The organism is Pseudomonas sp. FDAARGOS_761 (assembly GCF_013343155.1).
GTDB lineage: Bacteria > Pseudomonadota > Gammaproteobacteria > Pseudomonadales > Pseudomonadaceae > Pseudomonas > Pseudomonas aeruginosa.
In genome coordinates this window covers 2393838-2412451 of record NZ_CP054572.1, presented here as the reverse complement: position 1 = coordinate 2412451, position 18614 = coordinate 2393838, and the positions used below count along the sequence as shown (strand labels likewise).

General features: G+C 67.3%; 21 protein-coding genes and 1 pseudogene. 5 read left to right on the top strand and 17 right to left on the bottom strand.

The features are described from left to right. Nucleotides 1-9 precede the first annotated feature (9 nt). The 7 genes from FOC67_RS11350 to FOC67_RS11325 all read right to left on the bottom strand — a co-directional run bounded on the left by FOC67_RS11350 (nt 10) and on the right by FOC67_RS11325 (nt 6404). Nucleotides 10-2004 carry an alpha-1,4-glucan--maltose-1-phosphate maltosyltransferase gene (locus FOC67_RS11350; RefSeq protein ID WP_009315709.1) on the bottom strand — a complete coding sequence of 665 codons (1995 nt, stop codon included), beginning with the start codon at nt 2002-2004 and terminating at the stop codon, nt 10-12. Nucleotides 2005-2147: 143 nt separating this feature from the next. Next, entirely contained in the window at nt 2148-3029 is an 882-nt protein-coding gene (locus tag FOC67_RS11345) for a Ku protein (protein ID WP_003109863.1), read from the bottom strand. Between the two features lie 22 nt (nt 3030-3051). Further along, the gene (locus tag FOC67_RS11340; protein WP_003088922.1) at nt 3052-3294 is read right to left on the bottom strand and encodes a hypothetical protein; all 243 of its coding nucleotides are present in this window, start codon (nt 3292-3294) and stop codon (nt 3052-3054) included. A gap of 13 nt (nt 3295-3307) precedes the next feature. Next, nucleotides 3308-3799 (bottom strand): MgtC/SapB family protein, encoded by a 492-nt coding sequence (locus tag FOC67_RS11335; RefSeq protein WP_003088919.1) that lies wholly within the window; start codon nt 3797-3799, stop codon nt 3308-3310. Beyond that, a complete protein-coding gene (locus FOC67_RS29720; protein ID WP_003088917.1) occupies nt 3796-3930 on the bottom strand; it encodes a PSPA7_2676 family Cys-rich small protein in 135 nt (44 codons plus the stop codon). Before FOC67_RS29720 ends, FOC67_RS11335 begins: the two co-directional genes overlap by 4 nt. 96 nt (nt 3931-4026) lie before the next feature. After that, complete coding sequence (katE, locus tag FOC67_RS11330; RefSeq protein WP_003132162.1) at nt 4027-6156, bottom strand: catalase HPII; 2130 nt, start codon at nt 6154-6156, stop codon at nt 4027-4029. 80 nt (nt 6157-6236) lie between these two features. Further along, the gene (locus FOC67_RS11325; RefSeq protein WP_003088912.1) at nt 6237-6404 is read right to left on the bottom strand and encodes a general stress protein; all 168 of its coding nucleotides are present in this window, start codon (nt 6402-6404) and stop codon (nt 6237-6239) included. 248 nt (nt 6405-6652) lie between these two features. Between FOC67_RS11325 and FOC67_RS11320 the strand changes: the two genes are divergently transcribed. After that, complete coding sequence (locus tag FOC67_RS11320; protein ID WP_003088911.1) at nt 6653-6817, top strand: hypothetical protein; 165 nt, start codon at nt 6653-6655, stop codon at nt 6815-6817. An 85-nt stretch (nt 6818-6902) separates the two neighbouring features. Next, entirely contained in the window at nt 6903-7301 is a 399-nt protein-coding gene (locus FOC67_RS11315) for a hypothetical protein (protein WP_003100818.1), read from the top strand. Between the two features lie 6 nt (nt 7302-7307). Here FOC67_RS11315 and FOC67_RS11310 read toward each other — a convergent pair whose 3' ends face one another. Continuing rightward, the gene (locus FOC67_RS11310) at nt 7308-9746 is read right to left on the bottom strand and encodes a glycogen/starch/alpha-glucan phosphorylase (RefSeq protein WP_034026136.1); all 2439 of its coding nucleotides are present in this window, start codon (nt 9744-9746) and stop codon (nt 7308-7310) included. 52 nt (nt 9747-9798) lie between these two features. Further along, complete coding sequence (locus FOC67_RS11305; protein ID WP_003088904.1) at nt 9799-10086, bottom strand: DUF2513 domain-containing protein; 288 nt, start codon at nt 10084-10086, stop codon at nt 9799-9801. A 254-nt stretch (nt 10087-10340) separates the two neighbouring features. On the opposite strand from FOC67_RS11305, the gene FOC67_RS11300 reads away from it, so the two are divergent. Continuing rightward, the gene (locus FOC67_RS11300; RefSeq protein ID WP_169057975.1) at nt 10341-10517 is read left to right on the top strand and encodes a hypothetical protein; all 177 of its coding nucleotides are present in this window, start codon (nt 10341-10343) and stop codon (nt 10515-10517) included. A 19-nt stretch (nt 10518-10536) separates the two neighbouring features. Here FOC67_RS11300 and FOC67_RS11295 read toward each other — a convergent pair whose 3' ends face one another. The 6 genes and pseudogenes from FOC67_RS11295 to FOC67_RS11270 form a co-directional block, all read right to left on the bottom strand. Then, nucleotides 10537-11397, bottom strand: a complete 861-nt coding sequence (locus FOC67_RS11295) for an SDR family oxidoreductase (RefSeq protein WP_003109865.1) — start codon at nt 11395-11397, stop codon at nt 10537-10539. Further along, nucleotides 11394-11941, bottom strand: a pseudogene (locus tag FOC67_RS11290) (CinA family protein). Before FOC67_RS11290 ends, FOC67_RS11295 begins: the two are co-directional and overlap by 4 nt. A 10-nt stretch (nt 11942-11951) precedes the next feature. Then, on the bottom strand, nt 11952-12191 hold the full coding sequence (locus FOC67_RS11285) for a metallothionein (RefSeq protein WP_003100805.1): 240 nt from the start codon (nt 12189-12191) through the stop codon (nt 11952-11954). A 19-nt stretch (nt 12192-12210) separates the two neighbouring features. Beyond that, nucleotides 12211-12426 (bottom strand): PLDc N-terminal domain-containing protein, encoded by a 216-nt coding sequence (locus FOC67_RS11280; RefSeq protein ID WP_003088893.1) that lies wholly within the window; start codon nt 12424-12426, stop codon nt 12211-12213. A gap of 75 nt (nt 12427-12501) precedes the next feature. After that, complete coding sequence (gene ligD / locus FOC67_RS11275) at nt 12502-15024, bottom strand: DNA ligase D (RefSeq protein WP_034054071.1); 2523 nt, start codon at nt 15022-15024, stop codon at nt 12502-12504. Nucleotides 15025-15041: 17 nt separating this feature from the next. Next, nucleotides 15042-15431, bottom strand: a complete 390-nt coding sequence (locus FOC67_RS11270) for a response regulator (protein WP_003161880.1) — start codon at nt 15429-15431, stop codon at nt 15042-15044. Between the two features lie 248 nt (nt 15432-15679). Between FOC67_RS11270 and FOC67_RS11265 the strand changes: the two genes are divergently transcribed. Further along, on the top strand, nt 15680-16204 hold the full coding sequence (locus FOC67_RS11265; RefSeq protein WP_003088874.1) for a hypothetical protein: 525 nt from the start codon (nt 15680-15682) through the stop codon (nt 16202-16204). A gap of 25 nt (nt 16205-16229) precedes the next feature. Continuing rightward, on the top strand, nt 16230-16679 hold the full coding sequence (locus FOC67_RS11260; RefSeq protein WP_003088873.1) for a DUF421 domain-containing protein: 450 nt from the start codon (nt 16230-16232) through the stop codon (nt 16677-16679). Here FOC67_RS11260 and FOC67_RS11255 read toward each other — a convergent pair. Then, a complete protein-coding gene (locus tag FOC67_RS11255) occupies nt 16657-18021 on the bottom strand; it encodes a sodium:proton antiporter (protein WP_003109868.1) in 1365 nt (454 codons plus the stop codon). The two genes, FOC67_RS11260 and FOC67_RS11255, sit on opposite strands and share 23 nt — an antisense overlap. A 28-nt stretch (nt 18022-18049) precedes the next feature. Further along, the gene (locus FOC67_RS11250; protein ID WP_003088871.1) at nt 18050-18574 is read right to left on the bottom strand and encodes a DUF4142 domain-containing protein; all 525 of its coding nucleotides are present in this window, start codon (nt 18572-18574) and stop codon (nt 18050-18052) included. Nucleotides 18575-18614 lie beyond the last annotated feature (40 nt).

The window sequence follows — 18614 nt, the reverse complement described above, 5'->3', positions numbered from 1 at the left end:
GGTTTCTCCTTATGCGTCGACGCGCCGCACGCGCCAGATGCCGAACGGCAGGTGCCAGGGTTCGATGCGCATCCACTGGACCTTGCCGTGCCAGACCCAGCGATGCCCGTTCATCAGGTCCTCGCCCTGGAGGCTGGCGTCGTCGGGCAGGCCGAACTCCCACAGCGGCAGTTCGAAATGCGCCTCCTGGGCTTCGTGCGGATCCAGGCAGACCGCCACCAGGACGAAGTTGGCGAGGTCCGCGGTGCGCTTGCCGAAATACAGGATGCGGTCGTTCCAGGCGTTGTAGGCCTGGAACCCGAGGTGCGTCTGCAATGCCGGGTTTTCCCGGCGGATGCGGTTGAGCCGGGCGATCTCGGCGACGATGTTGCCCGGCGCCTGGTAGTCGCGCGGACGCAACTGGTATTTCTCCGAGTCGAGGTACTCCTCCTTGCCCGGCAAGGCCGCCGCCTCGCACAGCTCGAAGCCGGAGTACATGCCCCACAGCCCCGAACCCATGGTCGCCAGGGCGGCACGGATGAGGAAGCCGGGGCGGCCGGAGCTTTGCAGGAACCAGGGATCGATGTCCGGGGTGTTGACGAAGAAGTTCGGCCGGTAGCAGTCGCGCCAGGGTGGCTGGTTGAGTTCGGCGAAGTACTCCGCCAGTTCCTGCTTGTCGTTGCGCCAGGTGAAATAGGTGTAGCTCTGGCTGAAGCCGACCTTGCCCAGGCGCGCCATCATCGCCGGACGGGTGAACGCCTCGGAAAGGAAGATCACCTGCGGATGGCGGCCGCGCACTTCGGCGATCAGCCACTCCCAGAACGGCAGTGGCTTGGTGTGCGGGTTGTCGACGCGAAACAGCGTCACGCCCTGCTCGACCCAGCCCAGCACCACGTCGCGCAAGGCTTCCCACAGGCTCGGCAGGGCCTGTTCGGCGTAGAAGTCGACGTTGACGATGTCCTCGTACTTCTTCGGCGGGTTCTCCGCGTAGCGCAAGCTACCGTCCGGACGCCAGGCGAACCAGCCGGGATGCTCGCGCAGCCAGGGGTGGTCGGGGGAGCACTGGATGGCGAAGTCCAGCGCCAGTTCCATGCCGTGCTCGCGCACCGCAACGAGCAGCCGGCGGAAATCCTCGCGGTCGCCCAGTTCGGGATGGATCGCCTCGTGGCCGCCCTCCTCGCTGCCGATCGCATACGGGCTGCCGGGGTCGCCGGCCTCGGCACGCAAGGAATTGTTGCGGCCCTTGCGATGGGTGCGGCCGATGGGGTGGATCGGCGGGAAATAGAGAACGTCGAAGCCCATCGCGGCGATCTGCGGCAGGCGCCGGATCACGTCGTCGAAGGTACCGTGGCGTGTCGGGTCGCCGCTTTCCGAGCGAGGGAACAGCTCGTACCAACTGGCGAAGCGCGCCAGCGGTCGCTCCACCTCCAGCGGGTATTCGCGGCTGCGCACCAGGTGCTCGCGCGGGCCGACCAGACGCAACAGTTCGCCGGTCTGCGCCGCCAGCCATAGCGCCACCCGCTCCTCGACGCTCTGGCAGGCCTGCAGGCGTTCGGTCAGCGGCGCACAGGCGGCGGCGATCTCCGGACCGCCGCGCTCGGCGCAGCGCTGCAGCAGTTCGTCGCCCTCGCGCAGCTCCAGGTCCAGCGGCAGGCGCGCGCCATGCTTGGCGCGCAGTTCGCGGCGGTAGCCGGCAAAACGGTCGATCCAGGCTTCGATACGGAAGTACAGGCGGCCGCAGGGCGGCGTGCGCAGCTGCGCGCTCCAGAAATCGTTGCCTTCGGGCAGTAGCGGCAGGCGCCGCTCCGCGGTTTCCCCGACACGCCGCCAGACCACCTCGGCACCGAGTACCTCATGGCCATCGGTGAAGATTCGCGCGGCCAGGCGCAGGTCGCGGTCGCTCTCGGTCTTCGCGGGATAGGCGCCCTCTTCCACCACCGGGCTGACCGACTCGATGGCGATACGGGGCTGCTGGATGGCGATGACCAGCGGATCATCGTCGCTGTTGCGGACAATCGAACTCATCGAGGCGCGCTCCTCCGGGACGTGGGTTCGGCGATGGGTCGCGAGGCTTCCGCCGGCCTCGAATGGCCGGCGGCGCGGACGATCATTGATTCCGAGCCCGCCGGCGACCGATTGGTTCAGGTTGATTTACCCAGCGGTTCGCCTCAGGCCTTGCGCCGCGAACGCGAGGCACCGGACTTGGCGCGACCCTTCGCGTCGGCCCCGGCCTTTTCGCTACCCTTGTCCTTGCCGCCGCCGGCGCGGGAACGCAGGCTGCGCTTGAGCAGGTCGGTGAGATCGATGATGTCGGCGCCCTTGCCGGCCACCTCCTCCTCTTCCTCCACCGCGTGCAGTTGGCCCTTGGCGGCCTTTTCCTCGACCAGCTTCATGATCTTGTCGCTGAAGCTGTCCTTGTATTCGTCCGGCGCCCAGTGGGAGGCCATGTCCTCCACCAGGCGCTTGGCCATCTCCAGCTCGCGCTTGTCGAGTTTCGCCTCGGTGACGCTTTCGTCCAGCTCCAGGCCATCCAGGCTGCGCACCTGCGACGGCCAGCGCAGAGTGATCAGCACCAGGGCGTCCTCTAGAGGCCGCAGGAGCGCCAGGTGCTGGCGGGTGTGCAGGACGACGTTGGCCAGGGCGACCTTGCCGGTGCGCTCCAGGGTCTCCCGGAGCAGCGCGTAGACCTTGCCTCCGCGCCGGTCGGGGGCCAGGTAGTACGGGGTATCGAAGTGCTGCAGGGGAATTTCCTGGCTATCGACGAAAGCGAAGATCTCGATGGTCTGGGTCGACTTGGGATGCGCCGCGCGGATTTCTTCCTCGCTCAGCACCACGTAGCGACCCTTTTCGTACTCCACGCCCTTCACGATGTTCTCGCGCTCGATCTCCTTGCCGGTGACCTTGTTCACCCGTTTGTAGCCGACCGGCTCCATGCTGCGCTGGTCGAGCCAGTCGAAATCGATGCCCTGCGACGAGGTCGCCGCCGACAGGCTCACCGGTATATGCACCAGGCCGAAGCTGATCGCGCCTTTCCAGATCGCACGCGCCATGCCGGTTTCCTCCTCTTGGTGGTTACAGCGTGCCGCCGTCCGCGTAGCGCACGCGGCCGTCGGCGGCGATGTCGGTGATGCGCTGGAGCAGGTTGTCGGCGGCGGTCTCGGCGTCGCTCAGGCAACTGCAACCCGGGGTCACTACCCACAGCATGCGTACCGCCGCGCCACGCCGCTTGGGCTGATAGAGGATCAGGCCGACCGGCTGGCAGCGCTCCTGCATCGCGTCGGTCCAGGCGGTACAGGCGTCGAAGTCCTTGAACATGACGGAACTCTCCTCAATGGCTATCGGAAGATGGCGGCGAACGGTTCAGGCAGGCCAGGACATGCAGCACCAGTAGCGCCAGGACCGTCCCGAGTACCGCGGTACCCTGGTGACCGAGTCCGACCGCGACGCCTATGGCGGTGCTGGCCCAGAGTCCCGCCGCGGTGGTCAGGCCCCTGACCCGGCTTTCCCGACCTGCCTTGAGGATGGTGCCGGCGCAGAGGAAGCCGATGCCGGCGACGGTGCCCTGGATCACCCGGCTCAGCGCGTCCGCCCCGCCACCCTGCAATTGCAGCGGCATGACGAACAGCGCCGCGCCGAGGGTTACCAGCATGTGCGTGCGCAGGCCGGCGGCCTTGCCGCTCTGCTCGCGCTCGTAGCCGAGTACCGCGCCGAGCGCCGCCGCCAGCAGCAGGCGCAACGCGGCGCGGGCGGTCTGCTCGAAGTCGGCGAGATCGGCGAACTCCTCGCCGAGGATCTTCCACAGCGTCTCCCAGGCGCTCATCGGCGTTGTATCCCGCTGTAGCGCAGGGCACCGCAACGCAGGCAGCGCTCGCAGTCGAAGGTTTCCTCACCCAGTCGCAACGCCGGTTGCCGGCACCAGTCGCAACCGCCGATCAGGCAACGCAAGGTCATCCGGGTCCTCCCGCCGAATCGCTCGGCCAGCCGCCCTTTCCAGCTGTGACCGACGAGACGACGGGAAGGTGCGATCGGATTCGCCAGCGGCGCTCCTCAGGCGGGGATCGCCTTGGTCGCCGCCTCGCGCTGCCAGATCCGGTGCTGCATCAATGCCTGGCGCAGACCGGGGAAGACATCGGTGGCCGTGGCGCCGAGCACCACGCCGGGGTCGCCAGGCAACGAAAGCTGGCTGGCCAGCGCCTGGGCATCGCCGGCGAAGGCCACTGGCTTCAGGTGCTTGTAGGCTTCCAGCAGGTAGTGCAGACCGCGTCCGTCCGCGCCGATGGCCTGGCTGCTGGCCGCGCCACCAGGCACGAAGACCGCGTCGAAGGCTACCGACGGCAGGCCGTCCCAGGTTCCCTCCGGGATCAGTTCGGCACCGTTTTCGGCCTGCACCGGCGAAGCGCTGGGGGCGATCAGCTTGGCGTCCGCGCCCTCCTGTCGGAGCGCGTCGCGTAGGTCGCTGACGTCGCTCTCGGCGACGCCGTCGGCGATCAGGATCGCCACCTTGCGCGAACGGATGTCGCCGGACAGCAGGTTCATCTGGCTCAGCGCCGGCGACGGCTTCGGCTGCGGTGCCGGGTTGGCCGGCGCGGCGAGCTGCACACCGACGTTCGCCGCGACCCTGGCGGCCAGTTGCGGATCGATGTTGAGGAGTATCTGGTTGACTTCGCGCTCACGGATCGATTGCCGCTCGACCTTGGACAGTTCGAAGCTGTAGGCGGCGACGATATGCGCCTGCTCGGCCTCGCTCATGCTGTGCCAGAACAAAGCGGCCTGGCTGAAATGATCGGCGAAGGAGTCGGCGCGCTTGCGCAGCTTGCTGCCGCTGACCGGCTCGTGGTAGCTGGAGAAGCCGCCGTTGCGCGCCGCCGGCGGGGTTTCCTTCGGCCAGCCGCCGTCGATCGAGTTCGGTTCATAGGAAGCCCGGCCGCGGTTGATGGTCTGCCGGTGCGGCGCGTCGCGCTGGTTGTTGTGGAACGGACACAGCGGGCGGTTGATCGGGATTTCGTTGAAGTTCGGCCCGCTCAGGCGCAGCAGTTGGGTGTCGGTATAGGAGAACAGCCGACCCTGCAACAGCGGGTCGTTGGTGAAGTCGATTCCGGGGACCACGTGGCCGACGTGGAACGCCACCTGTTCGGTCTCGGCGAAGAAATTGTCGGGGTTGCGGTTGAGTACCATCCGTCCCACCACCCTTACCGGCACCAACTCCTCGGGCACCAGCTTGGTGGGGTCGAGCAGGTCGAAGTCGAAGCTGTCCTGCTGGTTCTCCGGGATCACCTGCAGGCCCAGTTCCCATTCGGGATAGTCGCCCTTCTCGATGTCCTCCCAGAGGGTCCGCCGGTTGAAGTCGGGGTCCTTGCCGGCGAGCTTCTGCGCCTCGTCCCAGACCAGCGAGCAGGTCCCGGACTTCGGTCGCCAGTGGAACTTGACCAGCACGCTCTCGCCGGCCGCGTTGACCAGGCGGAAGGTGTGCACGCCGAAGCCCTGCATGTTGCGGTAGGCGATCGGAATGGCGCGATCGGACATCAGCCACATGACCATGTGCGCCGACTCCGGGGTCAGCGAAACGAAGTCCCAGAAGGTGTCGTGGGCAGACGCTCCGGTGGGAATCTCGTTGTGCGGTTCGGGTTTCACCGCATGGACGAAGTCCGGGAACTTGATCGCATCCTGGATGAAGAACACCGGCATGTTGTTGCCGACCAGGTCGAAGTTGCCTTCGTCGGTATAGAACTTCACGGCGAAGCCGCGTACGTCACGCACCGTATCCGCGGACCCGCGCGGCCCCTGCACGGTGGAGAAACGCACGAAGACCGGGGTACGCTTGCCCGCCTCGGCGAGGAAGCCGGCCTTGGTCAGGTCGCTGAGGTCCTCGTAGGCCTCGAAGTAGCCATGCGCCGCCGAGCCACGAGCGTGGACCACGCGCTCGGGAATGCGCTCGTGGTCGAAGTGGGTGATCTTCTCGCGCATGATGAAGTCTTCGAGCAACGACGGTCCGCGCTCGCCGGCCTTCAGGGTGTTCTGGTTATCGGCGATGCGGGTGCCGGTATTGGTGCTCAGGGCCTCTCCGGTGGCGTCCTCGCGATAGGCCTCCAGCTGTTCCAGCTTGGCGTTGCTGTTGCCACGGTCGACGGTGTCGGTGCCGGCCGCCTGGCTGCGCTGCTCGTTGTTCTGCTCGCTCATCGGTTTCCTCTCCTCATCCTGGGCATGAAAATGGGGCGGATGCCTCCCTGCTCCGCCCCATTCACTTCACTGCGCGGTTATCAGTTCCCGCCGTGGCTGCGCTGGCCACCTTTCTTGCCAGCCTCGGAGGCCCGCTGCGGATCGTTCTTGAAGTTGCCGCCGCTGGCCTGGCCGCCCTTCTTGCCGGCCTCCGAAGCACGTTTCGGGTCTTCCGCGAAGTTGCCTTTACCACCTTGATGCTGTGCCATTTCTATTTCCTCCGAATAATCTCTTCAGAACAGATTTCATGGACGCATGCGTTGCGCATGCCCTAACTCTGAGAGGGTGTTTCGCCAGGGGTTCAGATTATTTTCAGCGAATGAAAGCGAAGCGTTTTGCCAGCATGTTTCGAGCGCAATCCATAGGGTTCAAAGATCCTTGCCTTATTCCATTGCCAGCATTGACAGAAATCCCCGGATTGCGTCAGATGAAAGCCCGCACATCTCGGAGGAGCACCATGAAACCCTACGAGCATCCGGCCTACAGCGATCCCGTGGTAAGCAACGAAGAACCCGATCGCGATTGCCATGAATGGAATTTCGAACCGGGAGACAGCGATCAGGAACCCTACCCCGAATATCATGGAGCGAATACCGAAGAAGCCCCAGGCGGAGGCACTTAATTATTCTTTTCTATTGCAACCCCTGACATTCCGATAGACCCATTCAATAATTAATCGTCGAACTTTAAAACAAATGGAACTCGCCATGGAAAACAGTGACGAAGTGCGATTCCAGCACTATTTCATTTCTCTCGTCGAACAGGTGGCGAAACCGCTTTTCGTCGACTCCTGCGAAGAGGCGCGCAGCTACGGCCTGGACTGCAACGTGGACCTCGACCTCGACGAGGACGGCCATCCTCGCCTGCGCCTGGAAGTCGGCGAGCCGGGAGGCGAGAAAAGCCACTACAGCCTGCTGGCGATTCCCGGCGAGCGGGTCATCCATCGCCAGTACCTGGCCGGGGCCCAGGAATGGCACAGCCTGCCGGCCGAGCTGGCGTCGATCAACCCGATGGTGCTGGACAGCGAGCTGGCGGTATTCTTCCGCCGCGCCTTCGACCTTCGCCTGGAGGGCCCCGAACGCCGTCACCCGGCCGGCTTCTGGTAAGGCCCTTCATAGCTTCCAGATATCCCGGGCGTATTCGCTGATCGTCCGGTCGGCGCTGAACCAGCCGATCCGCGCTACGTTGAGCAACGCCGAGCGCCACCAGCGATCGGGCTCGCGCCAGACTTCCTCGACCCGGCACTGCGCATGCCAGTAGGCTTCGAAGTCGGCGCAGAGCATGAAGCGGTCGTCGTGCACCAGGCCGTCCACCAGCCCTTCGTAGCGGCTGCGGTCGTCGGCCGAGAACAGCCCGCTGCGGATCGCCTCCAGGGCTTCCTCCAGCCGCGGCGAGGCCGCGATCACCCCGCCCATCTCCAGCTCCCCGGCTTGCCGGCGCTGCTCCACCTGCTGGGCGCTGAGGCCGAAGATGAACATGTGTTCCAGGCCGATCCGCTGGCTCATCTCGACGTTGGCGCCGTCCAGGGTGCCGATGGTCAGCGCGCCGTTGAGGGCGAACTTCATGTTGCTGGTCCCGGAGGCCTCGAGCCCGGCGGTGGAAATCTGCTCGGAGAGGTCCGCCGCGGGAATGATAGCCTCGGCCAGGCTGACGTTGTAGTTGGGCAGGAACACCAGCTTGAGCAGGCCGCGCACGGTGGGGTCGTCGTTGATGGTGCGGGCGATGTCGTTGGCCAGCTTGATGATCAGCTTGGCCTGGTGGTAGCTGGCGGCAGCCTTGCCGGCGAAGATCTTCACCCGCGGCACGCGGTCGGCGGTCGGGTCGTTGCGGATCTCCTGGTACAGCGCCACGGTGTGCAGCAGGTTGAGCAACTGCCGCTTGTATTCGTGGATACGCTTGATATGCACATCGAACAGCGCTTCCGGTTCGATCGCCACGCCGAGGCTGTCCAGCACCAGGCGCGCCAGGGCGGTCTTGTTCTGCCGGCGCTGCTCGGCGAAGCGCGCCCGCAGCCTGGCGTCCTCGACGTGCTCCTCGAGGTCCGGCAGGCGCCGTTCCGGGGTGTCCAGCAGGTCGGCGCCGAGGGTCTCCACCAGCAGCTCGGTCAACCCCGGGTTGGCCTGGAACAGCCAGCGGCGGAACGACACGCCGTTGGTCTTGTTGCTGATGCGCTGCGGGTAGAGGCGATGCAGGTCATGGAACACGGTTTCGCGCATCAGCTCGGTGTGCAAGGCCGATACCCCGTTGATCTGGTGCGAACCGAGGAACGCCAGGTTGCCCATGCGCACCCGCCGGCCGTGGCCCTCCTCGATCAGGCTGACCGAACGCAACAGGTCGAAGTCGTGGATGTCCTGGGCGCGCAGCGCGTCTATATGGAAGGCGTTGATCAGGTAGATGATCTGCATGTGGCGCGGCAGCAGGCGCTCCATCAGCGCCACCGGCCAGGATTCCAGGGCTTCCGGGAGCAGCGTGTGGTTGGTGTAGGACAGGGTCGCCACGCTCAGCGCCCAGGCGTCCGGCCAGGCCAGTTGGTGCACGTCCACCAGTTGCCGCATCAGCTCGGCGACGGCGATCGCCGGGTGGGTGTCGTTGAGCTGGATCGCCACCTGTTCCGGCAGGCTACGCAGGTCGTGATGATGGCGCAGGTGGCGGTCGAGCAGGTCCTGCAGCGAGGCTGAGACGAAGAAGTACTCCTGGCGCAGGCGCAGTTCCTGACCGGCCTCGGTGCTGTCGGCCGGATACAGCACCCGCGAGATGCTCTCCGCCTTGACCACGTCGACCACCGCGCCGATATGGTCGCCGGCGTTGAAACGGTCCAGTTGCAGGTCTTCCTCGGCGCGGGCGCGCCACAGGCGCAGGGTGTTGACGCTGGCACGCCGCCAGCCGACGATCGGCGTGTCGTAGGCGATCGCCCGGATCCGCTCGTCCGGCCGCCAGATGGCGCGGCCACTGTGCTCGCTGTCGACCTGCACGCTGCCGCCGAAGTCGATGTAGTAGCTGACCTCGGGTCGTTCGAACTCCCAGGGATTGCCGAAATCCAGCCAGGTCTCGGTCTGCTCCTGCTGCCAGCCGTCGGTCAGCACCTGGCGGAACAGGCCATGCTCGTAGCGGATGCCATAGCCATGCGCGGGAATGTCGAGGCTGGCCATGCTTTCCATGAAGCATGCCGCCAGGCGTCCGAGGCCGCCGTTGCCGAGCGCCGCGTCCGGCTCCAGGGCCACGATCCGCTGCAGGTCGACGCCCAGCTCGGCAAGGGCCTGGCGGGTTTCCTCGAGCAGCCCGAGGTTGCCGAGGTTGTCCAGCAGCAGGCGACCGATGAGGAACTCCAGGGACAGGTAGTAGACCCGCTTGCGCGCGGGCGCTTCGCCTTGCGGGGTGGCCTCCTCCCAGTGGTCGATGATGTGGTCGCGCACCGCCAGGGCCACCGCTTCGAACCAGTCGTGCGGGCAGGCGGTGGATGGGTCGCGGCCGACGCTGTAGCGCAGCTTGGCGAGGATGCTGGCTTTCAGGGTCTGGACCGCGTTCGGGGTCTGGTCTTGGCTGTCGGGCATCGCCGGGCTTCCTTCCGGCCCGCCGCTGCAGGCCGGTGCTTGCGGGGTTTTCTCAGGCGCTCTTGCGTACCGGCACGGCGGCCGCCGCGCTTTCCTGGCGCAGGCGGTCGAGCAGGTCGTGGCCGGCCAGGGTCAGGTGGTGGACCACCCAGTGCTCCTGGCCGGTCCAGGAATGCTGGACGCTGCCGCAGAGCAGTTGTGCCTGGTTGAGCAACTGCAAGTGGTAGGCCACCGCCTCGCGGCAATGACCGGGTAGCTCGCGTGCTTCCCAGTGCTGGCCGAAGCCAAGGCTTTCCAGATGCTCCAGCAGATCCCTGATCAACCCCCAGTCGCGTTTCATCGCCGTGCTCCTTGTCTGCGTCGCGGCCGGCCGTTCCGGCTACCTAGAAGCGGAGTCGCGGCGGCCGCGATGGTTCATTCTTTTTCGCCGGCGGCCCGCCTGTCCGCACGACGGAACCGCCGGGCGCCGGCGTCAGTCGGGAGGAATGCCGTTGCCAACGGTCGGTGCGCGAACTGGCGCGAGAGCTGGAGCGCAGCTTCACTGAGCAGTGACCTTTCCCGTATTCCGGCAGGAGCGCTCCGATGCAGGCTTTCATGGTTCATTTCTCAGACGCCGGACAACCCGGCCGGACCGTGCTCACCACTTTCGCGCCAACCCTCAGCACCAGCGAGGCGCACGTTCGCCTGCAACTCTGCTATCCCCTGCTGTTCCCGCAGCGTCTGAGCGCGGTGCGGGTCTACCCCCTGCTGCCGGCGGCGGCACGCGAGTGAACGCGGCCGCCGGGGCGCCTCAGCCGTTGACCACCGTACCGCCGTTGACGTGCAGCACCTGGCCGCTGACGTAGGACGAGTCGTTACAGGCCAGGTAGACGTAGCTGGCGGCCAGCTCTTCCGGCTGGCCGGGCCGGCCCATCGGCGTATCCGCGCCGAAGTGGGCGACCTTCTCGGCGCTGAAGGTGGACGGGATCAGCGGCGTCCAGATCGGGCCCGGGGCCACGGCGTTGACGCGGATGCCGCGGTTGACCAGGTTCATCGACAGCGACCGGGTGAACGAGGTGATCGCGCCCTTGGTCGAGGAATAGTCGATCAGTTGGGGGTTGCCCTTGTAGGCGGTGATCGAGGTGGTGTTGATGATCGCCCCGCCCTTGCCCATCAGCGGCAGCGCCGCCTTGGTCAACTGGAACATGCCGAAGATGTTGGTGCGGAAGGTCTTCTCCCACTGCTCTTCGCTGATGTCCTCCAGGCGCGCCTGCGGATGCTGCTCGCCGGCGTTGTTGACCAGCACGTCGAGGCGCCCCCATTTCTGCCTTAGCGTGTCCACCACCTGGCGGCAGAAGCCGGCGTCGGCGACGTCGCCGGCGAACGCCAGGCACTGGCGGCCGAGCGACTCGATGATCTCGCGGGTCTTCGCCGCGTCTTCGTTCTCATCCAGGTAGACCAGCAGCACATCCGCCTTCTCGCGGGCGAAAGCCACCGCCACCGCGCGGCCGATACCACTGTCGCCGCCGGTGACCAGGGCCACCTTACCCTCCAGCTTGGCCGCCGGACGGTAATCGGCGGAAACGAACTCCGGCTTCGGCTGCATCTCGCTTTCGTGGCCGGGACGTTGATCCTGGTGCTGCGCCGGCAGGGTCTGTCGCTGTTCGCTCATGGTGGTTTCCTCTCTGTCGGACGCCTCAGGCGCGTTCGCCGCGCAAGGCGCGTTGATGGAATTCGGGCAGGCGCCGCAGCGCCCAGCGGGTGGCTTCCCGGCGCATCCGCGCGGGGTCGCCGTGGAAGCGCTCGCGGCGCGAGAACAGGGCGAGGCCGGCGGGCAACCGGAAGGCCCAGGCGAAGCACACGGTACCGGGCGGGATGCCGTCCTTCGCTTCACTGCCGAGCAACCCCGTGACCGCCAGCGCGGCGCTCGCCGGACTGCGTTGCAGGGCCGCCCTGGCCATGGCCTCGGCGACCTCCACGCTGGTCAGGTTGAAACGCTCCAGCCAGTTCGGGTCGAGCCCCAGCAGGGCAAGCTTGGCCGCCGGCGAATAGACGACGAAGCCGCCTTCCATCACCTTGCCGCTACCGGCCACCGCCGACAGTTCGGCGCTGATCTGCCCGGCAGTACAGGATTCCGCGGTGATCAGGCTGAGGTCGGCGCTACGCAGGTAGGCCACCAGGCGAGAGGCCTCGTCCGCGAGTTGCAGGTCGGGCATGGCACGCTCCTCAGGGCGAGATCGGGTCGCTGGCGGGAAAGGTCTCCTTCAACGCATCGTCCAGCTGGCGATCTTCCGCCACCTGGGGCCGGGTGGTGCCGCCACAGGGGCAATCGGCGTCGCGACACGGCTCGCCCTGGGGGTGGCCGCTGGCGCAGGCCGCGCAGCAATAGTGCTGGCCGTCGCGTTCGACGGCATCGGCACCGGGCTGGCAGGTGCATTTGGGACAGGCACAGGTTTCGCTGTTCATGGGCAGTCTCCAGTGGGGTTCACTTGCTGTGTTCCGGTGAGGTCACCGGGCGCAAGCCACGGGGGCCGGTCCAGCCCCAGAGGACCAGGCCGAGCACGGGCAGGAGCAGGATCAGCAGCGACCAGCCGAGCTTGCGACTGGCGGAGCTGTCGCTGCGGAGCACGCTGTTGATGGCCCAGGCATCCACCAGGAGCAACAGGACCAGCAGCGCGAGGATCAGGTAGGCGGTATCCATCGGGGGCCTCCTCGGCATCTCGTTGCACGGTGGAGGCCCTGTGCGCCGGGGGAGTTCCGCCTTTTTCGCGGACGGTCAGCCGCGCCCGAGCTGGCGCCGCATGGCCGCGCTGATGCGCTGGCGGGTGCCGGCGTAGTCGGCCCAGGGATCGTCGCCGGCGAGTTCGTCGAGGCGCTGCGGCAGACTGCGCAGGTTCCATTGGTTGGCGCCCTGCAGCGAGTCGAGTTCCTCGCGGAACACCGGTACCGACACCGGCAACCCTTCGCGGGCGCGCACCGAGTAGGCGGCCACGGTGCTGGCGCCGCGGCTGTTGCGCAGGTAGTCGACGAAGATCTTGCCGACCCGGTTGCGCGGCCCGGAAACCGCCGAGAAACGCTCCGGCATCAGGCGCGCCAAGTGCTGGGAGATGGCCTGGGCGAAATCCTTGACCTCGTCCCAGCCATGCCGGCGCTCCAGCGGCACCAGCAGGTGCATGCCCTTGCCGCCGCTGGTCTTGAGGAAGGCGCGCAGGCCCAGCTCGTCGAGCAACGTCAGGCTCAGCTGGGTCGCTTCGAGCATGCGCTTCCACGGCAGCGCCGGGTCCGGGTCGAGGTCGAGGACGAAACGGTCGGGCCGTTCCAGGTTGGCCAGGCTGGCGTTCCAGGTATGGAATTCGATGCTGCCCATCTGCACCGCGCCGACCAGCGCCTCGGCGCTGCGGATCTGCAACAGCGGCGGATGACCGGGATCGAGCGCCGGGTCGAGCTGGACGATGCCGGGGATCTTCAGGCGCGCCGCGTGCTTCTGGAAGAACAGTTCGCCGCCGATTCCGTCGGGGCCGCGCACCAGCGACACCGGGCGCTCGCGCAGGTCGCGCAGGAGCAGGTCGGCGTAGCGCGCATGGAACTCGGCGAGTTCCAGCTTGCTGGCCTGGATCGACGGGTCGATCAGCCGCTGCGGATGGCTGATGCGCACGCCGGCGGTGGCCGCCCGCGACGCACCGGCGCCGGCCTTGCGCGCGCCGCGCAGCGGCGGCGGGCCGGCGGGACGCTCGCCGGTCACCTCGCGCGCCGGCTTGTCTTCGCGCAAGCCGTGGAACACTGCCTGGCGGATGATCCCGCCACGGGTCATCTGCGCATAGGAAACCTCGCACAGCTGTTGCGGGCGCACCCACTGCACCGACCCGGTCTCGCGCGCCGGCGGCACCTTCGCCAATGGGCTGGAACGGACCGCGAGGGGTTCCAGGCGCTCACGGACCTTCTTCAGGCTGGCCGCGGTGAAGCCGCTGCCGACCTTGCCGGCATAGCGCAGCCGGCGCTCCTCGTCAGGGCTGTAGAGGCCGAGCAGCAAGGCGCCGATATGCCGGCGAGAGCCCTTCGGCTCGGTATAGCCGACGATCACGAACTCCTGGCGCAACTGGCACTTCAGCTTGATCCAGTCGTTGCTGCGGCGCGAACGGTAGGCGCTGCCCAGACGCTTGCCGATCACGCCTTCGAGACCGAGCTTGCAGGCGCTGGCCAGCAGGTCGCGGGGGTCTTCCGCGAGCGTCGCGGAGAACCGCAGCGGGTCTTCGTCGCGCCCTTCCAGCAGCGCCTCCAGGCGCGCGCGGCGCTCCTCCAGGGCGACATCGCGCAGATCCTCGCCTTCGTGGTACGGCAGATCGAAGAGGACGTACAGGATGTTCTCGCCGCGACCTTCCTCGAAGGCGTTCTGCAAGGCCTGGAAGTCCGGTCGACCCTCCTCGTCGAGGACCACCAGTTCGCCGTCCAGCCAACTGCGCTGCAGACCGAGCCCGGCCAAGGCCTTCTCCAGGTGCGGCAGGCGTTCGGTCCAGTCATGGCCGTTGCGGGTCAGCAGGCGCACGCGGCCGTCTTCGATGCGGCTCATCAGCCGATAGCCGTCCAGCTTGAGTTCGTAGGCCCACTCCCCTCGCGGAGGCTGCTCGACCAGGCTGGCCAGCTCGGGGGCGATCCATTCGGGCATCGGCGTCTTCCCCCCGCTCTTGCCGCGTCGCGCCGGCCTGGCCGCGGGCGTGGCGGCTTCGCCATGGCGGGGCAGCAGCGTACGCTCGCTGAGCACGCTGTCGGGACGCTCCTTCAGCACGTCGAAGCGATCCAGGCTGCGCGCCTCGCCGTCCTTGGCCTTGACCAGGAACCACTGGGGCTGCTTGCCGCGCAGGTTGGTGCGGATCAGGTGCCAACGCCCGGAGAGTTTCTCGCCATCCAGGGCGAAGCTGAGATGGCCCTTTTCCAGGCCCTCGCGCGGATCGTCCAGAGGCGTCCAGGCGCCTCGGTCCCAGACGATGACATCGCCGGCGCCGTAGTGCCCCTGGGGGATGCTGCCTTCGAAATCGGCATAGTCCAGCGGATGGTCCTCAACCTGCACCGCGAGCCGCTTCACCGCCGGGTCGAGGCACGGCCCCTTGGGCACCGCCCAGCTCTTCAAGGTGCCATCCAGCTCCAGGCGGAAGTCGTAGTGCAGGCGGCTGGCGTCGTGCTTCTGGACGCAATAGCGGAGCAGACCGGTGCTGTCCTTGCGAGGCTTGCGGCCGCTGGGCTCCGGGGTCTGGCGGAAATCGCGCTTGCGGGCGTACTCGGCGAGCGGCTTGCTGCTGGGCATGGCGGGCTCCTCGGTGGTCAGACGCCGGGGCAGACCGGCGCGCTGTGCAGGACCAGGTCGATGGCTTTCCCCAGTTCTTCCAGGGTCACCGGTTTGAGCAGCACCGGATAGGGTGCCGCCGGGTCGATGCCGACGCGAGCGCTGTCGCTGAGCAGGATCACCCGCATCCGCGGGCGCACCGGCAGGCTGGTTTCGATGAGCATGCTGCCGCTCAGAGGACCTTCGAGCTGCTCGCTGAGCAGGAACAAGTCGATCACCGCGTCCGAGGCCAGGTGGTCGAGGGCTTCGTCGCGACTCGCCGCGCTGAGCACCGCGTAGCCTCGATCGAGGAGGAATTCCTCGATCCGCCAGAGCTGCTCGGCGTGTTCTTCGAGGACCAGGACGATCTTGTTTTCTCCGTTCACCATGGTTCTCCCTGTCGGATTGTCAGGAAGGCTTCGCTGCAAGGTTCGCGCCGTCCGCCCCGCTTGCGCCGGAGCAGCGTGACCACGGCGATTGGGCGCGGGCTGATCGCAAAGTGCGATCAGCAGAGTGCCCGGAAGGCGCCTGTTCATCGTGCAGATTGCCCGACCCGCGCGGACCGCTGGTAAGCCCGCCGGCACCAACCGCGTCGACCGGGGTCCAGCCTGAGAGACCGCGAGCGAAGGAGCCAGCCATGCGCCCTGCCCCAGAAGACGCCGCAGACGATGCGTTCGACCAGCGCGAGTATCCGATCCCGGAGCGCCTGGAAAGCCAGCGCCGCGCCTGGCGTTTCGAACGGGCGGGCCTGTGGGTCCTGCTCGGGGTGATCCTCCTGGCGCTGACCGGAGTGTTCGCCGGCGGGCCTCTGAGTTCGCGGACGCTGGTCAGCGACAGCGGCAGGCTGACCCTGGCCTACGAGCGTTTCGAACGCAGCGGCGCCGCCAGCCGCCTGCGCATCGATCTGCGCGGCGCGCCGGGCACCGAGGTTGGCGTGCGCCTGGGCGGCGGACTGCTACAGGCGCACAGCATCCAGAGCCTGCAACCGCAACCGCTGCGCAGTCACAGCTGGCGGGGTGGCCTGGAACTGGAGGGAAGGCTCGACGAAGACGGTCGCCTGAGCCTGTTCCTGACGTTGTTGCCGAACCAGCTCGGCGAAGTCGCCAGTCGACTGGAGTTCGCCGGCGAGAGCCTGGCCTTCGACCAGTTCATCTACCCCTGAGTCATCCGTTCCGAGGAGGCGCACGATGGATTCCGTACTGCGAGCCGCCGCGCTCTACCTGGTCCTGCTGGTACTCTTCCGCATCGCCGGGCGGCGTTCACTGACTGACATCACCACCTTCGACCTGCTGCTGCTGATGATCATCGGCGAAGCCACCCAGCAGGCGCTGCTGGGCGACGACTTCTCGCTGGTCAACGCGGTACTGGTGATCATCACCCTGATCGTCATCGACGTCGGTCTGTCCCTGCTCAAGCTGCGCCATCCGAAGCTCGACACCCTGATCGAGGGCTCGCCGACGCTCATCGTCGAGTACGGCAGGCCATTGCACGCACGCCTGGCCGAGGCCCGCCTGCGCGAGGAAGACATTCTCCTGGCCGCCCGCGAGACCCAGGGCCTGGAACGCATGGAGCAGATCCGCTTCGCCATCCTCGAGAAGAACGGCAAGATCTCGATCATTCCCGATCGCGGCGACTGACGCTGCGCGCGTGGCGCATCAGCAGCGGCTGGATGCTCAGGCCGTGCACGCAGATGCTCAGGGCGACGAGGCTCAGCACCAGGTCGCTGGCGGTATGCGCGAGCGCCGTAGGCAGCCCCTGGTTCAGCGCGTAGCTGAGGTAGTACAGGCTGCCGATGCCGCGGATGCCGAACCAGCCGAGCAGGCGCCGCTGCGCCGGGTGCATCAGCCGCCGGCCGACCAGCAGCCAGACCATCGCCGGCCGGCACACGCAGAACAGCAGCAGCGCCAGCGGCAGCGCGCGCCAGTCCCAGTGCTGGTAGAGCATGGCGCCGAGCAGGGTCACCAGCAGCACTTCCAGCGAGCGCTCCAGCAGGTTGCCGAAGGAGAGCACGTCGAGCATCACCGCGCCGGCTGCCACCTTCGGGTGTTCGCTGCGGTCGGCGCCATACTCGATGGCGCCGCTGGCCTGCCCGGCCTCGCGCACGTCGGCGGCGGCCGCCTGCGCCTCGGCCGGTGCCGAGGCGTGTCCCAGCGTCGCCACCTCGGCGTGGCGCAGGCCGATCCCGGCGGCGAAGCTGGCGAGGAAGCCCCAGCCGCCCAGCGCGTCGGCGCCGACATAGGACAGCGCGATCAGCGCCAGGGCGAGGAAGTCGTTGGCCGACACCGAGGTGTCGGTGTGCCGCGCCCGCAGGTGGATGGCCAGGCGGCCGAGGCCATGGCCCAGGCAATAGCCCACCAGCAATCCGGCGGGGATGGCCCAGAGGACGTCGCGCAGCAGCCAGTCCAGGCCGCTGCGGTCGAACTCGCCAGGCAGGCCGCCGCCCTGACCGATCAGCAGCAGGGCGGCGATGACGAAGGGAAAGGCGATGCCGTCGTTGAGTCCCGCCTCGCCGGATACGGCGTAGCGCAGGCGATCGTCGTCGCCGGCGTGGTTGACCTGGATGTCGCTGGCCAGCACCGGGTCGGTGGGCGCGAGGATCGCCGCGACCAGCAAGGCCAGCCCCCAGTCCAGGCCGAACAGGAAATGCGCGCCCAGGGTAAGGCCGAGGATACAGCCGAGCAGGACCGGTCCGGCCAGCAGCCAGGCGGCGGTCCAGGCCGGCGAGCGCAGCGGCAGGCGCAGCTTGAGGCCGCCGATGAACAGCGAGATCAGCAGGGCCGCCTCGGCGAGGTGTTCGAACCAGCCGCTGATGTCCGCCAGGCCACTGCGCCAGGCATGCAGCCCGGCCGGGCCGATGGCCAGGCCGAACAGCAGGTAGAGGAACGAGGTGCTGACCGGCAGCAGGCGCAGGTAGGCCGAGGCCAGGCCGAGCGTCAGCAGGATGCAGCCCAGTACCAGCAACCACAGGCTGAAGCTCATGCCTGGCCAGGCTCCGCCCGCGGGGGCGTTACTTGGATGGGTGCGCCTTGGCCAGCGCGCGGGCCATTTCCAGGTGGTGCTTCAGGGCCGGCAGGTGGGTCTTGGCGAAGGCCTGCAGTTCCGGGTCGGTGAGGTTGTCTGCGGCCTGGGTGAAGAGTTCCACGGCTTTCTCGTGGGCCGCCACCTGGTTGTTGGCGTAGGCCGGGTCGAAGGAGGCGTCGCGCAGGTCGAGCAGGGTCGCCTTGGCCTTGTCGGTCAGGCTGGCGTCGTCTTCGACCTCCAGTTTCTTGCGCTCGGCCAGGCTGCGCAGTTCGGCGTTGACCTTGCCGTGGTCGTCGATCATCTGCTTGGCGAATACCTTCACATCGGCGGCGGTGCTCTTTTCCAGCGCCATCTTGCCGGCTTCGATTTCCGCCACGCCGGCCGCCGAGGCCTCGCTGACGAAGGTCTGTGGCGCGGTCTTGTTCATGTCCTGGGCGTTGGCGAAAGGCAGGGCCAGGACCAGCAGGAGCCAGGCGGCTCCCTTGAGGGGAAGGCTGATTGCTCTGTTCATGGTCGACTCCGTTGGCGTGACAGGGAAAAAATGCCGGGAC